This window comes from Daejeonella sp. JGW-45 (assembly GCF_029360805.1).
Lineage (GTDB): Bacteria > Bacteroidota > Bacteroidia > Sphingobacteriales > Sphingobacteriaceae > Daejeonella.
Genome location: NZ_JARKNC010000008.1, coordinates 242000 through 256413, shown reverse-complemented (window position 1 = coordinate 256413; position 14414 = coordinate 242000). Strand labels below are relative to the sequence as shown.

The 14414-nt window shown below is 40.3% G+C and carries 16 protein-coding genes; 8 read left to right on the top strand and 8 right to left on the bottom strand.

Annotated features, from left to right (window positions below; translation table 11 throughout):
• The first annotated feature begins 103 nt into the window (after window positions 1-103).
• The 4 genes from P2W76_RS10645 (at window position 104) to P2W76_RS10630 (ending at window position 4129) form a co-directional block, all read left to right on the top strand.
• Complete coding sequence (locus P2W76_RS10645; protein ID WP_276347810.1) at window positions 104-1924, top strand: tetratricopeptide repeat protein; 1821 nt, start codon at window positions 104-106, stop codon at window positions 1922-1924.
• Between the two features lie 138 nt (window positions 1925-2062).
• A complete protein-coding gene (gene scpB / locus P2W76_RS10640) occupies window positions 2063-2629 on the top strand; it encodes an SMC-Scp complex subunit ScpB (RefSeq protein ID WP_276347809.1) in 567 nt (188 codons plus the stop codon).
• Window positions 2630-2723: 94 nt separating this feature from the next.
• Window positions 2724-2945 carry a hypothetical protein gene (locus P2W76_RS10635; protein ID WP_276347808.1) on the top strand — a complete coding sequence of 74 codons (222 nt, stop codon included), beginning with the start codon at window positions 2724-2726 and terminating at the stop codon, window positions 2943-2945.
• Between the two features lie 62 nt (window positions 2946-3007).
• The gene (locus tag P2W76_RS10630; RefSeq protein WP_276347807.1) at window positions 3008-4129 is read left to right on the top strand and encodes a GNAT family N-acetyltransferase; all 1122 of its coding nucleotides are present in this window, start codon (window positions 3008-3010) and stop codon (window positions 4127-4129) included.
• Window positions 4130-4227: 98 nt separating this feature from the next.
• On the opposite strand, the gene P2W76_RS10625 is transcribed toward P2W76_RS10630, so the two are convergent.
• From P2W76_RS10625 to mce, 8 genes are all read right to left on the bottom strand, one after another.
• A complete protein-coding gene (locus P2W76_RS10625; RefSeq protein ID WP_276347805.1) occupies window positions 4228-4563 on the bottom strand; it encodes a helix-turn-helix transcriptional regulator in 336 nt (111 codons plus the stop codon).
• A 409-nt stretch (window positions 4564-4972) separates the two neighbouring features.
• Window positions 4973-5815, bottom strand: a complete 843-nt coding sequence (gene prmA, locus P2W76_RS10620; RefSeq protein ID WP_276347803.1) for a 50S ribosomal protein L11 methyltransferase — start codon at window positions 5813-5815, stop codon at window positions 4973-4975.
• Between the two features lie 37 nt (window positions 5816-5852).
• Complete coding sequence (tpiA, locus tag P2W76_RS10615; RefSeq protein ID WP_276347802.1) at window positions 5853-6620, bottom strand: triose-phosphate isomerase; 768 nt, start codon at window positions 6618-6620, stop codon at window positions 5853-5855.
• 92 nt (window positions 6621-6712) lie between these two features.
• On the bottom strand, window positions 6713-7897 hold the full coding sequence (locus P2W76_RS10610) for a GlmU family protein (protein ID WP_276347801.1): 1185 nt from the start codon (window positions 7895-7897) through the stop codon (window positions 6713-6715).
• Between the two features lie 65 nt (window positions 7898-7962).
• Entirely contained in the window at window positions 7963-8211 is a 249-nt protein-coding gene (locus tag P2W76_RS10605; RefSeq protein WP_079701873.1) for a type B 50S ribosomal protein L31, read from the bottom strand.
• Window positions 8212-8310: 99 nt separating this feature from the next.
• Window positions 8311-8946 (bottom strand): HAD family hydrolase, encoded by a 636-nt coding sequence (locus P2W76_RS10600; protein ID WP_276347799.1) that lies wholly within the window; start codon window positions 8944-8946, stop codon window positions 8311-8313.
• Complete coding sequence (locus P2W76_RS10595) at window positions 8943-9629, bottom strand: hypothetical protein (protein WP_276347798.1); 687 nt, start codon at window positions 9627-9629, stop codon at window positions 8943-8945. Before P2W76_RS10595 ends, P2W76_RS10600 begins: the two co-directional genes overlap by 4 nt.
• A 30-nt stretch (window positions 9630-9659) precedes the next feature.
• Window positions 9660-10082, bottom strand: coding sequence for a methylmalonyl-CoA epimerase (gene mce, locus P2W76_RS10590; RefSeq protein WP_276347797.1), 423 nt, complete (start codon window positions 10080-10082; stop codon window positions 9660-9662).
• A 124-nt stretch (window positions 10083-10206) separates the two neighbouring features.
• Here mce and P2W76_RS10585 point away from each other — a divergent pair, with 124 nt between their 5' ends.
• From P2W76_RS10585 to P2W76_RS10570, 4 genes are all read left to right on the top strand, one after another.
• Window positions 10207-11418 (top strand): IscS subfamily cysteine desulfurase, encoded by a 1212-nt coding sequence (locus P2W76_RS10585; RefSeq protein WP_276347796.1) that lies wholly within the window; start codon window positions 10207-10209, stop codon window positions 11416-11418.
• A 71-nt stretch (window positions 11419-11489) separates the two neighbouring features.
• Window positions 11490-11903, top strand: a complete 414-nt coding sequence (iscU, locus tag P2W76_RS10580) for a Fe-S cluster assembly scaffold IscU (protein WP_276347795.1) — start codon at window positions 11490-11492, stop codon at window positions 11901-11903.
• A 27-nt stretch (window positions 11904-11930) separates the two neighbouring features.
• The gene (locus P2W76_RS10575) at window positions 11931-12257 is read left to right on the top strand and encodes an iron-sulfur cluster assembly accessory protein (protein ID WP_276347794.1); all 327 of its coding nucleotides are present in this window, start codon (window positions 11931-11933) and stop codon (window positions 12255-12257) included.
• Window positions 12258-12412: 155 nt separating this feature from the next.
• Window positions 12413-14320, top strand: a complete 1908-nt coding sequence (locus P2W76_RS10570) for a long-chain fatty acid--CoA ligase (protein ID WP_276347793.1) — start codon at window positions 12413-12415, stop codon at window positions 14318-14320.
• The last annotated feature ends 94 nt before the right edge of the window (window positions 14321-14414 follow it).

Below are 14414 nucleotides of genomic sequence, written 5' to 3'. Positions count from 1 at the left end.
TAAAGCGGTTGAAGCGATTGGGGCGTTTCACCGCTTTTTATTACAAAAATGAATATCTTAACTTTCTGCTAACCGCGTCTGATACTTGCCTAATTATTCTGCCTTGAAGAGAAAATATTACAGATACATGGTGTATTGCCTGCTAGCGCTCGCATTCGGAGTCGCTATATTGTATCTTAAGAATTTTGCTTTGTCATCTCCTTCCGGTTTCCATCTTAAAAGGGAAGAGACAGAAACAAGTCTCGAAGATTCCTTGCGAGTAATAAAACTTAATAAGGAAGCCTTTGATCTAAGGCTGACGGATCCGCAAAAGACTACTGCGCTTGGAGATAATGCCCTGCGAATAGCTAAAAATATTAACTACATAAAGGGGATAGCTGATTCGCATAGAATAATTGGACTTGGTTTATATTACCAAAATAAGATTCAGTCTGCCATTAAAAATTACATGGATGCTCTAAGGTATTACGAGATTGTAGGCGATATTCGAAAGCAGGCGAGGATTTATAATAATATAGGGAATTTATACAGCACTATAGAGGATACAAAGCAATCTATGTTTTATTTTACCAGATCTTTATATATATCTAAAGGTCTGAATGATCAGGAGCTAACAGCCGGATTATATTTTAACATGGCACGTGCTTATGAACAGCAAGGTAGTTATAAGAAAGCCATCCTATTTTTCGATAAAAGTTACGAGTTTTTCAAAAGAACGAAGGATGAGTATTATATAACAATGTATTTTCAAAACATCGGAGTGGTTTATTTTAAACAGGGAGATTTTAAACAGGCAAAATCATTCTTAAAGGTTGCAGTTGACCGCGCAAAAAAGCTAAAATTATATAAGACTATTGCTGGGTGTTATTTGACGCTTTCTAAGATATACATACACGATCGAAATTATCAATTAGTGAGTCAAACACTTAATGAAGGAAAATATTATGCCGATATATTCAAAGATGAGGATGTAAAGGACGAGTTTAGCTATAGGCAATACGAACTTCAGAACGCCCTTGGAGATTATAAGGGAGCAATTAATACTTTGGCTCGCTTATATAAAAAAGACAGTTTAGAACTTAATCAAAAATCATCTCAAAACATCGGAATATCTACCCAGCATTATGTCCAGCAACAAAAACTTCAAGAGAGGGAGCTGCTTATTGAGAAGCAAAAGTCCAAAGAGGCCACTTTCAAATGGATCATTACCTTGGGCATTTTAATATTCTTGCTATGCGCCGGCGCCATATCTGTAATTTATTGGCTCAGGAAGAGCAGGCGGAAAAGACAGGACCTGCTTGTCCAAAGTCAAATTGCGACATTGCAGCAAAAGGCCCTGCAAGCAATGATGAATCCGCACTTTGTTTTTAACGTAATAACTGCGGTACAACATTTTGTGAACCAGGCTGATACAAAATCTGCCACAGAGATGCTTTCGAAATTTTCCAGACTTGCGCGAAAGCATCTTGATATATGCATGAGCTCCACCATCACTGTTGAGGAAGAGTTGGCTTATTTGGAGCTTTACCTGGCCTTAGAAAAGATCAGATCTGCCGGCAAGATGAACTATGAATTTAACGTTGATGATAACCTTGATCCAGAGGAAATATTGATCCCATCTATGCTGATACAACCATTTGTTGAAAATGCCATATGGCATGGTATTATGCCCAAAGAAGAAGGAGGCTCTATTAAATTGAATTTTGAACTCGTAGAAACGGATCTGCTTGTCAGTATTATAGATGATGGTATAGGAATCACGAATTCCGGAAAAAATAAAAGAGCCGGACATACTAGTCACGGCATGGCCCTGATTACCGAGAGAGTAGACCTTTTAAACAAATTGAATGAGCTACCTATTATTATCGATAAGCGTCAAACCGGAAATTTCGGAACGACTATTTTGATCCGGATCCCGGTGTAGGCGATGTTGTTCAGCGCGCAATCTGATTAAGGGTCCGAAGCCTGGTTGTCTGACCAGGCGGACGGAATGTGATTGAGCGTGAATAAATAATTGTACCCGATTGTTTTTTGATAAAAGCGCTTTGTGTTATTTTTGTTTATGAGTTTGGAAAGGACGGCGAATTTTATCGAAGCATTAATATTCGCTTCTGAAAAGAGTATCGGAGTTGATGAAATAATTCAAGTTTTGAAAGATGTTCAACTCAGGAATATAAATGCTGAAAGGGTTCAAAGACTAATCGAAGATATCCGGACCAAATATGATGCATTGGATCTGGCGCTTGAGCTTGTATATGTAAATGGGGGGTATCAGTTCCTAACAAGGAAGGAATATTATCCGGTCATAGGGCAGCTTCAAATTCAGCGATCGAAGAAAAAACTTAGCCAATCAGCTTTGGAAACACTTGCAATTATTGCCTATAAGCAGCCGATAACTAAAGCGGAGATCGAACAGATCCGAGGTGTGAATTGTGACTATACCGTTCAAAAACTATTGGAGAAAGAACTGATCAATATTACCGGTAAATCTAACGCCGTTGGTAAGCCGTTACTGTATGGAACCAGTAATCGTTTTATGGACTACTTTGGGATTAATTCTACTGAAGATCTTCCACAATTAAAAGACCTTCAGACCGAAAGCAGTTCAATTGGCCAGGAGTCGGAGTGAATGCGAGAAAAAATAAAAAAGAAGTTTATAAAAAGTAAATTCTTGCTAATTTTATATTCTAAATCAAGAATAAAGGAAGTGTAATTTGCTAGAGATGATGACGTCAATAAAAGCACCAATAGCTAGGGATACTTTTAAAAGTTCCCATGATCCGAGAAGGAGAAATCAGGATGACGAAGACGAGGATGATGACGATCCCAAAGAATCAAAACGGGTCATCGCCGACGATGAGGATGATGACGACTTTGATCTTTCCCTTGATGATGATATTAAAGGGTTTGACGAATACGATGATGAGGACGAAGATGATTATTAAAAATGCAATAATTTAGAATTAAGGCATTCAGTTTACTGAATGCTTTTTTTATTTAATTCCTGATGACTATAAAAGAAGTACAAAGCAAGAAGGAAGCACGTGAGTTTTTAGACGTAGCAAGGCAGATATACAAAAATGATACGAACTGGGTGTGTCCACTTGATAAGGATGTAAATGCGGTTTTCGATCCAAAGCAAAATGTATTTCATAGTCACGGCGTAATTACCCGTTGGGTGTTGAAATCGGGTGACGGAAAGTTAATAGGACGAATTGCAGCTTTTATTAATGAGAAAAAAGCATTTCAGGCAGAACAACCTACTGGAGGAATCGGTTTTTTCGAATGTATAAATGATAATGAAGCTGCAGGATTGCTGTTTGATACTGCCCAGTCTTGGCTGCTGGCCCGGGGCATGAAAGCCATGGACGGACCGATTAATTTCGGAGAGAACGACAGCTTCTGGGGATTGCTGATTGAGGGATTTACCACTCCATCCTATGGTATGAACTATAATCATCAATATTATCAGGAGCTGTTCAAGGGTTATGGATTTGTAACTTTATACGAGCAGATTACCAATCATCTCGAGGTAACCAAACCTTTTCCGGAACGTTTTACAAAAATAGCTAATTGGGTTGCCAATAAGCCAGGATACACTTTTAAGCATCTTGAGGAATCCAAACTGGATCAATATGCGGCAGATTTTGTGGAAATATATAACGATGCCTGGAGAGATTTCAAAAACTTTGTTCCGCTGAATCTGAAGAATGTGCTTGGATCATTTAGCAAAATGAAGACGGTTATGGATGAAAAGCTGATTTGGTTTGCTTACATCAATAGCGAACCGGCTTCGGTTATCGTCATACTTCCCGACGCTAATCAAATGATCAGAGGTCTTAATGGTAAGCTTGGTATTGTTGAAAAGATAAAGTTTGTTTATAGGCGCTGGGTGGGCGTCGATCGAATGAGAGCAGTGGTAATGGGAACCAAACAAGCTTTTCAAAAACATGGATTGGAATCGGCATTATTCATAAAACTTAAGGAATATGTTCTGCCGCTCAACCAGTATAGGGAGTTGGAACTATCATGGGTTGGCGATTTTAATGATAAAATGCTTGCCCTGCATGAGGCTACTGGTGCTACGCTTGGAAAAAAGCATGCGACAATGAGGAAAATATTTGAATAGGAAACGCCAGTTTCAGAGAATGTTGTTCGCTATCAGTATGCATAAAAAAGGCCGGCTTAGCCGGCTTTTTTAGTTCGGCGATATACGTTGATCGCCAGCTAGTTTTTAGCTTTTCTTAGTTCCTCATAGAGCTCGATAATCCGTTTCTGAAGATCAATGACCTCTTTTTCACGTTCCATAACCTTTTTTGTGAGCTCTTCCAGTTCAGTCGTATGTTTCTCCTGGCTTTCTGCATCGTTGAATGTAAGTAGTTGGACCACGCTCATATCAAAAAGCTTGGATATCTGTTCAAGACGCGAAAGGTTAACATCTGTAATTCCCGTTTCAATCTTTGAAAATGCGGGAATTGATATTTCCAGGCGCTTAGCTACATCTTCCTGGCTCCAGCTTTTCTGATGCCTTAATAATCTGATTTTTTTGCCTAGTGTCTTCATCGTAATTTATTTAATCATCTCACCTAAATAGATTTAGCTTGTGTTTAGGAGGGTAGTTACACCGCATTACTTTATAATTAAAGTAATTCAAAAACCTTTCCAATACGACGCGAATTATAGTTATAGTTTAAATTAATTAACGAAATAGGTACAAACACCCCCGGCCGATTAATATTTTAAGGGTCTTACTGACTGATAAGGCAGTGCCGCTTGCTTAGGATGGAAAGCATTTAGTATTTATCAGAAGTGCTGTTACAGCATCACAAGCATATAATTTGTCGTGAATTTAAATCTCATTTGAAATTAAACGACTATCCCTGGCCAAATGTGGGCAAAAATTCTTAGTGTATATTATTTTGTTTAAAACGAATAAATATTTCGTCTATTATAATATACAATGCAAAAAACATCAAAGTCGAGACTGGAACTCCGCGGCTACCCAATTGTCTTTTTTTTCATGGGTAATATATTCGAGTGCAAAATCAATTGATTTATCAATGATAATTTTCAGATCCGGATCCTGGTAGAAGCCGCTGAGAAAAATACTTCCCTTTGGTGAAAGCACGGCTGAATAGCTGTCAATTTGATCGATGAGAATATTGCGGTTAATATTTGCAAGGATGATATCAAATTTCTCATCAGGTATAGATTCTTTGGAGCCGCATAAGGGTGTGATATTATGTATTTTATTTAGAGCAGCATTTTCAACAGTGCTTTCAAAGCAAATCTGGTCATTGTCTATTGCAACAATATTTTCTGCACCAAGATGGGAAGCGAGTATGGCAAGGATCCCTGTACCGCAACCCATATCAAGTACTTTTTTCCCGCTGAAATTTGTCTTCATCATAAGATTCATCATTAACTCGGTGGTTTGATGATGACCGGTTCCAAAGGCCATTTTGGGATCCACGATAATTTCGAATTCGTATTCTGGGTGGGGCTCATGGAAGGTTGCGCGGACGTAACATCGTTCGTTAATTTTGAGCGGCTCAAAATTACTTTCCCAGACCTCGTTCCAGTTCTGGTGGGCTATAGTCTTTACATCATAGCTGAATGTGAACAGACTGGAATATTCCAGCGCAATTTCTGCTACTTTTTCCTCGGTTCTTTCATTTTCTGGCGCGTAAGCTCTAAAGCCACCCTCGATATCCTCGAATGTATCAAATCCTACCCTGGAAAGCGCATCGATGAGGATATCCTGATGGAAATCCTCATGACCTTCAAGTTTGAAAGAATACTCGCTATAGTTCATAATTGTTCAAAAGACACTAAAAGTCGGTGCATCGTATCTAAGAGTTAAACACCTTTATAATATCAACAAAATCCCGTGCTTTTAGAGAAGCTCCGCCAATCAAACCTCCATCGATGTCCTCCTGGGAAAACAACTCTGTTGCATTCGTAGGGTTGCAGCTTCCGCCGTATAGGATGGTAAGATCTTTGCCGATATCGACCCCGTAATTTTCCACGACCTTTGACCGGATAAATGAATGTATCTCCTGAGCTTGTGCAGGTGTAGCCGTTAATCCGGTACCAATCGCCCATACCGGCTCATAAGCCAGAACAAGTTTTTTAAACTGCTCCTCTTTTAAATGAAATGCAGCTTCCCTCAATTGGCTTTCAATTACATCAAAATGAGTTCCCGCGTTCCGTTGCTCAAGTGTTTCACCGATACAGAAAATAGGAGTCAGCCCATTATGCAATACAATATCAAGTTTTCTCGCTAGCTGCGGGCCGTCCTCGGCAAAATATGCCCGTCGTTCTGAATGGCCGATAATAACATATGTTGCGCCTACAGACTTAAGCATAGAAGCAGAGATTTCGCCGGTAAAGGCACCGGATTCTGCCTGATGACAGTTTTGTGCGCCAATAGAAATGTTCGACTGCACTTTAACCAATTGTGCCAAACTGCTGATGTGGACAAACGGCGGGCAAACTACAATTTTCTGTGATCCTGTTACTTCTTCGCTGATCAAATTGATCATCTCGGAAAAAAGCTGAAGACCAGCAGCATGGTCCAGATTCATTTTCCAGTTACCGGCAACTATTTTATTTCTCATTTAATCAGACTTAATATTCTATTACTATGTTAATTTTATATCGATTCGAGCAGTGTAAGAGGGTTTGCTATTTACTATCCACCGTGGCCTTATTAAAAATTCCTGTATTTTACCGTGATTTCAAACACTCTTTTTAAAATCTCCCTTTCCCTTTCATCAAAAACTAATTTCCTGCGCTCATAAACCCTGGAAGCAGTCTCGAACATTTTCTCCAGCCCATAAGTTTCAAAACCATGATGGCCCCCCCAGGCGAAATCAGGTATAAAATTTCGCGGAAACCCTGCGCCGAAAACATTTGCACTTACACCTACAACAGTTCCGGTATTAAACATCGTATTTATCCCGCACTTAGCATGATCCGCCATAATTAAACCACAGAACTGCAATCCAGTACGCCGGAAAGATTCTTGCGAGTAATCCCAAAGTCTGACTTCCGCATAATTGTTCTTCATGTTTGAACTGTTGGTATCAGCACCTATATTGCACCATTCGCCTAAAACTGAGTTGCCAAGGTAACCGTCGTGGCCTTTTGCCGAGTTGCCGAAGATCACAGAGTTGTTTATCTCACCACCAGCTTTTGAATTTGGGCCAATGGTTGTCATGCCGTATATTTTCGTTCCCATTTTAACTATAGACTCCTGACCCAATGCAAAGGGCCCGCGGATATGAGAACCTTCCCAGACCTGCGAGTTGACGCCAAGATAAATAGGGCCGTTTGTTGAATTAAATGTGGCACAGTCGGCGCTCGCGCCTTCTTCTACAAAAATGTTGTCACCAATAATCGTATTTGTATTGCTTAAAGATGCTGATGAACGTCCTTCGGTAAGCAGACTAAAGTCCATAATGATTTCCTGGCCATTGTTTCGGAATATATCTTCAGGATAAAGTATTTTCAACAGTGGGCCGGTGTATTCTATACGGCGATATTGTACCGTTTGCTCGGGAATAAATTCGCGTGCTGCCCACTCGTTTAATTTGACGGCTATAAGAACATCGCCAGATACTAATGCCTCACCCTCTTGTAGCCTGTCCAAACTCTCTACCAACTCCTCATCAGGGCATATAGCGGCATTGATAAGAATGTTTATATCACCTGTGCGAAAAGGGTATTTATCCTGCAGGTAATCTTCGGTTAGATAATATGGGGCGCTTTTTAAATATAATCCCCATTTTTCAGCAATAGTCAGAATGCCAACGCGAATCTCAGATACTGGCCTTGTGAAAGTGAGAGGCAGTAAGTTGTGTCGAAACTGATCATCGAATAGTATTACGGTCATGGACAAAAATAAAAAAAGTCCCGACCTTACAAGGCGGGACTTCTATATAATATCTGAATATACTATTATTTCTTCTCGTAACGTGAACGAAATTTATCGATACGACCTGCAGTATCAACAAGTTTCATTTTACCGGTATAAAACGGGTGAGAAGTGTGAGATATCTCTAGTTTTACAAGTGGGTATTCATTACCATCTTCCCATTTGATGCTTTCTTTGGTATCAATACACGATTTAGTTAAGAAAGAATATTCGTTAGACATGTCCTTAAACACAACTAACCTATAATTTTTGGGATGCAATTCAGCTTTCATCTTCAATACTTTTTAAGAGGTGCAAATATAGGAAAAAATATAATTAGTTAAAAGGAAATTGAAAATATTTGAAATGAGAAGGCACCAACAGCAAGAGCCCTATTTCAGCAGGAACGTTAAATCTTCAAAATGATCGACACGCTGTTCAGCATTCTCCACTGTGCCGAATCCGTAAGCAGCATAAATGAATGGAATGTCTGCAGCCGTTGCAGCCTCAAAGTCCCAGATAGTATCGCCGATATAAATGGGGTTCTGGAGGGCATTTCGTTGTATAATCATTTTTATGTTTTCACTTTTAGGCTGGCCGGTATTGCCAGAGCACTCAAAATCAATAAAAACATCTTTAAGTCCATGAAACTGCATAAAGTTTTCAATGTATCCGCTCAGGCAGTTGCTGACCACAAAAAGTTTGTAGCTTTCGCTTAGTTTTTGCAGCACTTCTCTGACCTCAGGATAAAGCCTTCCCCCGAATTCCTTCATGTATTTTAATTCCATAGGCTTATATGCTTCCAGAAGTTCCGCACGCCTGTCTTCCGGGATAAAAGTAAAATGCTCTTTAAAGACCTTGTGAACGCTCAAGCCTGAAACCGCACGGATAGCTGCCGCATCAATGGTGTATTCAGAAATATTTAAGTCTTGCAATAATTCAGTCCAGGCATTGGCGCAGGTTTCAGAAGCATCCCAAAGGGTGCCGTCAAGATCGAAGATAAGGCTGTCAGTGCTTGTGGAAGTCATGTGGAATTTAACGTGAGAGCGAAAATAATAACTGCCGACCATTTGCTCTTTGCACCATAGTCTATATTATGATTCCGCTGTGTATTTATGTAGGAATAGATCATTCCAACTATCCAGACTAATCCGCATGATGCTATAACGATCTTATCGGTTGAGGTCCAAAGCATTAAAAATGATACTGCCGCAACGATAAAGGCGATTTTTTTTAAAGTAGAAGTGTGCGAGTTCTTTTCTATAACAGGCCTGATATTATTTAGTAATGTGTAAAGCTTGTCCGCATCATCAATGTGTGCAGGAATTTCTATGTAACTGTCCCATGATTCAGCTTTGATTCGATAGAATCCCTTTTTGTCACGGGCTATTTCAACTATTTCGGCAATCGGAAAGGTTATGGTTGACGTGTTGTATTGTTCCCGTGTAATAATGTTGTCTTCAAATGTTATCGTGTAGCTTTCAAGCAATCTCCTGTATTGATTGGAACCCGCATAAATTATGAAAGCAACAATAAGAACCATTGCTCCGGACATAATCAGGAACGTTTGCAAGTTGAAAATGCTTTGAGATCTTAATGATGAAACCAAGGGCCAGCATATCGCCAAAAGAACTAATATCTCCCCCACCCTTAATTGACGGGCTCTAATAAGCTTGTCTATTCCATCATAATCTAATGTAAACTGCTGCATTATTCTAAATTAAATAAACTTGTTAAGTGTTTATGGATTGTCCCCTGGATTTCTGGCGATTTCCTGACAAAGCTCTATTAAAACACCCCCCGCTGTTTTCGGATGTACGAAGCAAACAAGTTTGTTATCTGCTCCCCTTTTTGGTTCATCACTTAGCAGTTGGAATCCTTCTGTCTTTAGTCTTGTCATTTCATCTACAATGTTTTCTACTGCAAAGGCGATATGATGGATGCCTTCACCTTTCTTCTCAATAAAGCTTGCTATGGCGCTTTCATCGGAACTGGCCTGAAGTAATTCGATCTTACTTTCGCCAATCTTGAAGAATTCGGTTATCACATTTTCAGATTTAACCTCTTCGGTCTTATAGCTTTGATAGCCGAGAAGCCGCTTGTACAAATCCGACGAATGGGCGAGGTCTTTAACGGCTATACCGATGTGCTCTATCTTGTCCATGATTACCTTATTATGGCATAAAAATGACCATTTTATGTATATGTAGGTAGTGATTTTTGATATTTACTGCGAAAAATATTTCGTATCTTTGTCTCATTGTAATGATATAATTAAATATACAAAAATGAATTTGCCGATATACCTAGATAACAATGCGACAACCCCTATGGATCCACGGGTTCTGGATGCGATGCTGCCATATTTTAATGCCAAATTTGGTAATGCAGCAAGCAGGAATCATGCTTTTGGATGGGCGGCGGAAGAAGGAGTTGATTATGCACGTGAGCAGGTTGCAAAACTAATTGGCGCCAGTGAGAAGGAAATTATTTTCACATCCGGAGCTACCGAATCTGACAACCTGGCAATCAAAGGTGTATTCGAGATGTACAAAGAGAAGGGTAACCACATTATAACCTGTGTTACTGAACATAAAGCAGTGATCGATGCATGCAAGCATGTTGAGAAGCTGGGCGGGGAGGTTACGTATCTTGGCGTTAAAGCTGATGGCTTGATAGACCTGGCTGAACTTGAGGCTGCAATTACCGAAAGGACTATTCTTGTTGCGATCATGTATGGCAATAATGAGATCGGTGTTATTCAACCCGTAAAAGAAATAGCCGCTATTGCCCATAAACATGGTGCATTGTTCATGACTGATGCAACCCAGGCCGTAGGAAAGATCCCCGTAGATGTGATTGCTGATGGTATTGACCTGATGGCTTTTTCTGCTCATAAGATGTATGGGCCGAAAGGTGTTGGGGCACTCTACGTTCGCCGTAAGAATCCAAGAGTTAAGGTTACGGCCCAGATGGACGGAGGCGGCCATGAGCGCGGAATGCGTTCAGGTACCTTAAACGTTCCTGGTATCGTTGGCTTAGGTAAGGCTTGCGAGCTTTGCCGACTTGAGATGGAATCTGAAGCAGTACGCCTTTCTGCTTTACGCGATAAATTACAGGCTTCTCTGACTACTATGGAAGAAAGCTATGTAAATGGTAATACAGAACACCGCTTACCGCATGTAGCGAATATCTCCTTTAAATATGTTGAAGGTGAGGGGCTTATGATGGCGATGAAAGATCTTGCCGTATCTTCCGGATCGGCGTGTACTTCTGCGTCATTAGAACCATCCTACGTATTAAAGAGCTTGGGCTTGTCTGATGATCTGGCTCATTCTTCTATCCGTTTTGGCCTGGGTCGCTTTACTACAGAAGAAGAGGTTGATTTTGCGATAGAACAAACGAAAAAGGCAGTCAATCACCTTCGCGACCTTTCTCCGCTATGGGAAATGTTTAAAGAAGGAGTTGATTTGGATAAGATTGAATGGGCAGAACACTGATTAGTTGACATTTGGTAACAGAACATTAAAACAAAACACACTTCTTTCTTAAGAAGACTAAACAAAAAACAATGGCATACTCAGAAAAAGTAATAGATCACTACACTCATCCGCGCAACGTTGGTACGCTTGACAAAAGCAGTAATGCTGTTGGTACCGGATTGGTTGGTGCACCTGAATGCGGCGATGTAATGCGCCTGCAAATCGAGGTAGACGATAATCATATGATAACTGATGCTAAATTCAAAACTTTTGGATGTGGCTCGGCAATTGCTTCCTCTTCACTTGCTACAGAATGGCTTAAGGGAAAATCTATCGATGATGCAATGAAAATTGACAACATGGATATTGTTGAAGAACTCGCTCTTCCCCCCGTTAAAATCCACTGTTCGGTTTTGGCGGAAGATGCAATCAAAGCCGCGATCAACGATTATCGTGTAAAAAATGGAATGGAAGCGTTAGAAGTGGCTAAATCACATCATTAAGAGCGCCGTTCCCAAAGGAATAATAAAATGGTAACTGTAACCGAGAAAGCAAAAAGTAAGGTTGAACAGCTAATGGACGAGAATGGCCTCGATAAAGGTTATTTTCTTCGAGTTTCTGTTCAGGGAGGGGGGTGTTCAGGCCTGTCCTATAAAATGGATTTCGACAACGAAGAGAAGCCTGGAGACCAGTTTTTTGAGGATCAGGGAATTCGACTTGCCCTGGATATGAAGTCTTTCCTGTACCTTGCGGGGACCGAACTAGACTTTTCGGACGGATTAAATGGGAAGGGGTTTAATTTCCACAACCCAAATGCGACGAGAACCTGTGGATGCGGAGAAAGTTTTTCGGTCTAATCCTCTTCAATGACATAACGAAGTTTACCGTATTTGGTACTGAAAGATCGACGCTTAATAATACCAAGCCCTGGATTGATCCAGGGCTTTCGTATTTTAGTGCTATTCTGTATACTTGTTAATTGTACAATATTTACCAGCCAAATTATACGCTAATGAATCCAATAACCGAAACCTCTACTATTCCAATGTTATTAAGAGATGTGGTCAGTTACGTTCATAATGAAAACCATACATTTTTAGTGCATAAGGTAAAGGATCAGTGGGTGGAGGTCAGTTATAAAGACGTTTTACATACTGCCGATGCCGTTTCAAGCTATTTTCTAGAGATGGGAATTCAAAAAGGTGACCGGCTTGGACTTATTATCGAAAATTCTGTTGACTGGGTATATTACGATCAGGGAATCCAACAGATTGGAGGCGTTAACGTGTCAATTTACCCCACGTTATCGGAACAGGAAATCGAATATATTCTTAAAGATTCGGGAGTAAAGACTCTACTTACCGGCAGTCCTTTTCTTTTCAAGAAGATAATTAAGATCGCCAATAATTGTCCTGACTTACAGCGCATCATACCCGTGTTTAACGATTATGAAAAAAGCATTTCCGGGATTGAGCTTAATGCCGGAGTGATTAAATTTAGCGATCTTATAAAGGAGGGAGAAAGATGTATACCAACTTACAAAAATGACATTGAACGGCTTAGGAGCGCCATCTTCCCCTCAGATATAGCATCTTTAATTTATACATCTGGCACCACGGGCACGCCAAAAGGAGTAATGCTTACTCATTCGAACTTTGTACAGAATGTTAAAGTTTGTCTGGATCAAATCCCGGTAATAGATGAAACCGACACTTTTCTTTCCTTTCTGCCTTTGTCTCATGTGTTTGAACGGACAGCAACTTATCATGTTTGTTGTGCGGTTGGATCAAAGATAGCTTTTGCACAAAGCCTCGAGTTGTTAGCAAAAAATATGGCTGAAGTCCGTCCGACTGTAATGAGCTGTGTGCCCAGGCTGCTAGAGCGCATTCATGACAAAGCTATGAAAACGGGCACATCGGGAGGAGGCACTAAGGCGAAGATATTTTTATGGGCGATAGCGATAGGTCAGAAGTACCGGGAAGTTAAAGAAGCAGGAAACTCGCCTGGAATTTTTCTTTCCCTTCAACAAAGTCTCGCAGAGAAGCTTGTTTTTGGAAAGATAAAAGAGAAAACGGGGGGGAGATTGAAGTTTATGATTTCAGGAGGCGCCGCTCTTCCCAAAAATGTGGGTGAGTTCTTTGGAAACCTCGGGATAAAGATCCTGGAGGGATTTGGCTTAACAGAAACCTCGCCGGTGATGTCTGTAACCGAATATCACCGCCAGGTTTACGGTACGGTAGGTCGTGTTATCCCTGGGATTGAAATCGCCATACAGGATGTAGAGACTAAAGAAATGATCAGTATACAGACACACGAGACGTTTGATGAAAGCTTTGAATGCACTGAAGGGGAGGTCATCGTAAGAGGTCATTGTGTGATGAAAGGTTATTGGAAAAAGCCACAAGAAACAGCTGACGTGATCGACAAAGATGGCTGGTTCCACACAGGCGACGTCGGACGTTTCTATAAAGGTAATCTTCAAATCACAGACCGAATTAAAAATATGCTTGTAAATGCATATGGCAAAAATATCTATCCTACGCCCGTAGAGAATACATATCTTAAAAGCCCCAAGATAGAGCAGATTTTCCTTATCGGCGATAAACGTGAATATGTAACAGCGATCATTACCCCGTCGAAAGAAACGCTCCAGGAAGCGTTTAATTTGAACGAAGAGTTTTTTAACGAAAGTGGCCAGTTTATTGAGGATCAGAAGATCATTGACTGGCTGGAAGAAGACGTCAAAAAATACTCAACTGAACTGGCTAAGTTCGAACGTTTGAAATCCTTCATCGTAAAGAGAAATCCGTTTAGCATTGAAGCTGGCGAGATAACTCCCACGATGAAGGCAAAACGCAAGGTAATTGAAAAAAAATATGCAGAGAAGATAGACGATATGTATTTACAAGAAACGGAGTAGAATTGACCAACTAAAATCCGTCAAGCAAATGCTCGAATATCATTCGGCCATAAATATTGCCTTGGTCTCAAATCAATAATCATTCGTCATAGGC

Bases quoted from the DNA above. Each gene is read 5' to 3' on its own strand.
- P2W76_RS10605 (WP_079701873.1), bottom strand. From the start codon at position 8,211: ATGAAAGCTGAATTGCATCCCAAAAATTATAGGTTAGTTGTGTTTAAG.
- P2W76_RS10570 (WP_276347793.1), top strand. From the start codon at position 12,413: ATGAATCCAATAACCGAAACCTCTACTATTCCAATGTTATTAAGAGAT.
- P2W76_RS10600 (WP_276347799.1), bottom strand. From the start codon at position 8,946: ATGACTTCCACAAGCACTGACAGCCTTATCTTCGATCTTGACGGCACC.
- tpiA (WP_276347802.1), bottom strand. From the start codon at position 6,620: ATGAGAAATAAAATAGTTGCCGGTAACTGGAAAATGAATCTGGACCAT.
- scpB (WP_276347809.1), top strand. From the start codon at position 2,063: ATGAGTTTGGAAAGGACGGCGAATTTTATCGAAGCATTAATATTCGCT.
- mce (WP_276347797.1), bottom strand. From the start codon at position 10,082: ATGGACAAGATAGAGCACATCGGTATAGCCGTTAAAGACCTCGCCCAT.
- prmA (WP_276347803.1), bottom strand. From the start codon at position 5,815: ATGAACTATAGCGAGTATTCTTTCAAACTTGAAGGTCATGAGGATTTC.
- P2W76_RS10610 (WP_276347801.1), bottom strand. From the start codon at position 7,897: ATGACCGTAATACTATTCGATGATCAGTTTCGACACAACTTACTGCCT.
- P2W76_RS10635 (WP_276347808.1), top strand. From the start codon at position 2,724: ATGATGACGTCAATAAAAGCACCAATAGCTAGGGATACTTTTAAAAGT.
- iscU (WP_276347795.1), top strand. From the start codon at position 11,490: ATGGCATACTCAGAAAAAGTAATAGATCACTACACTCATCCGCGCAAC.
- P2W76_RS10625 (WP_276347805.1), bottom strand. From the start codon at position 4,563: ATGAAGACACTAGGCAAAAAAATCAGATTATTAAGGCATCAGAAAAGC.
- P2W76_RS10630 (WP_276347807.1), top strand. From the start codon at position 3,008: ATGACTATAAAAGAAGTACAAAGCAAGAAGGAAGCACGTGAGTTTTTA.
- P2W76_RS10575 (WP_276347794.1), top strand. From the start codon at position 11,931: ATGGTAACTGTAACCGAGAAAGCAAAAAGTAAGGTTGAACAGCTAATG.
- P2W76_RS10585 (WP_276347796.1), top strand. From the start codon at position 10,207: ATGAATTTGCCGATATACCTAGATAACAATGCGACAACCCCTATGGAT.
- P2W76_RS10595 (WP_276347798.1), bottom strand. From the start codon at position 9,629: ATGCAGCAGTTTACATTAGATTATGATGGAATAGACAAGCTTATTAGA.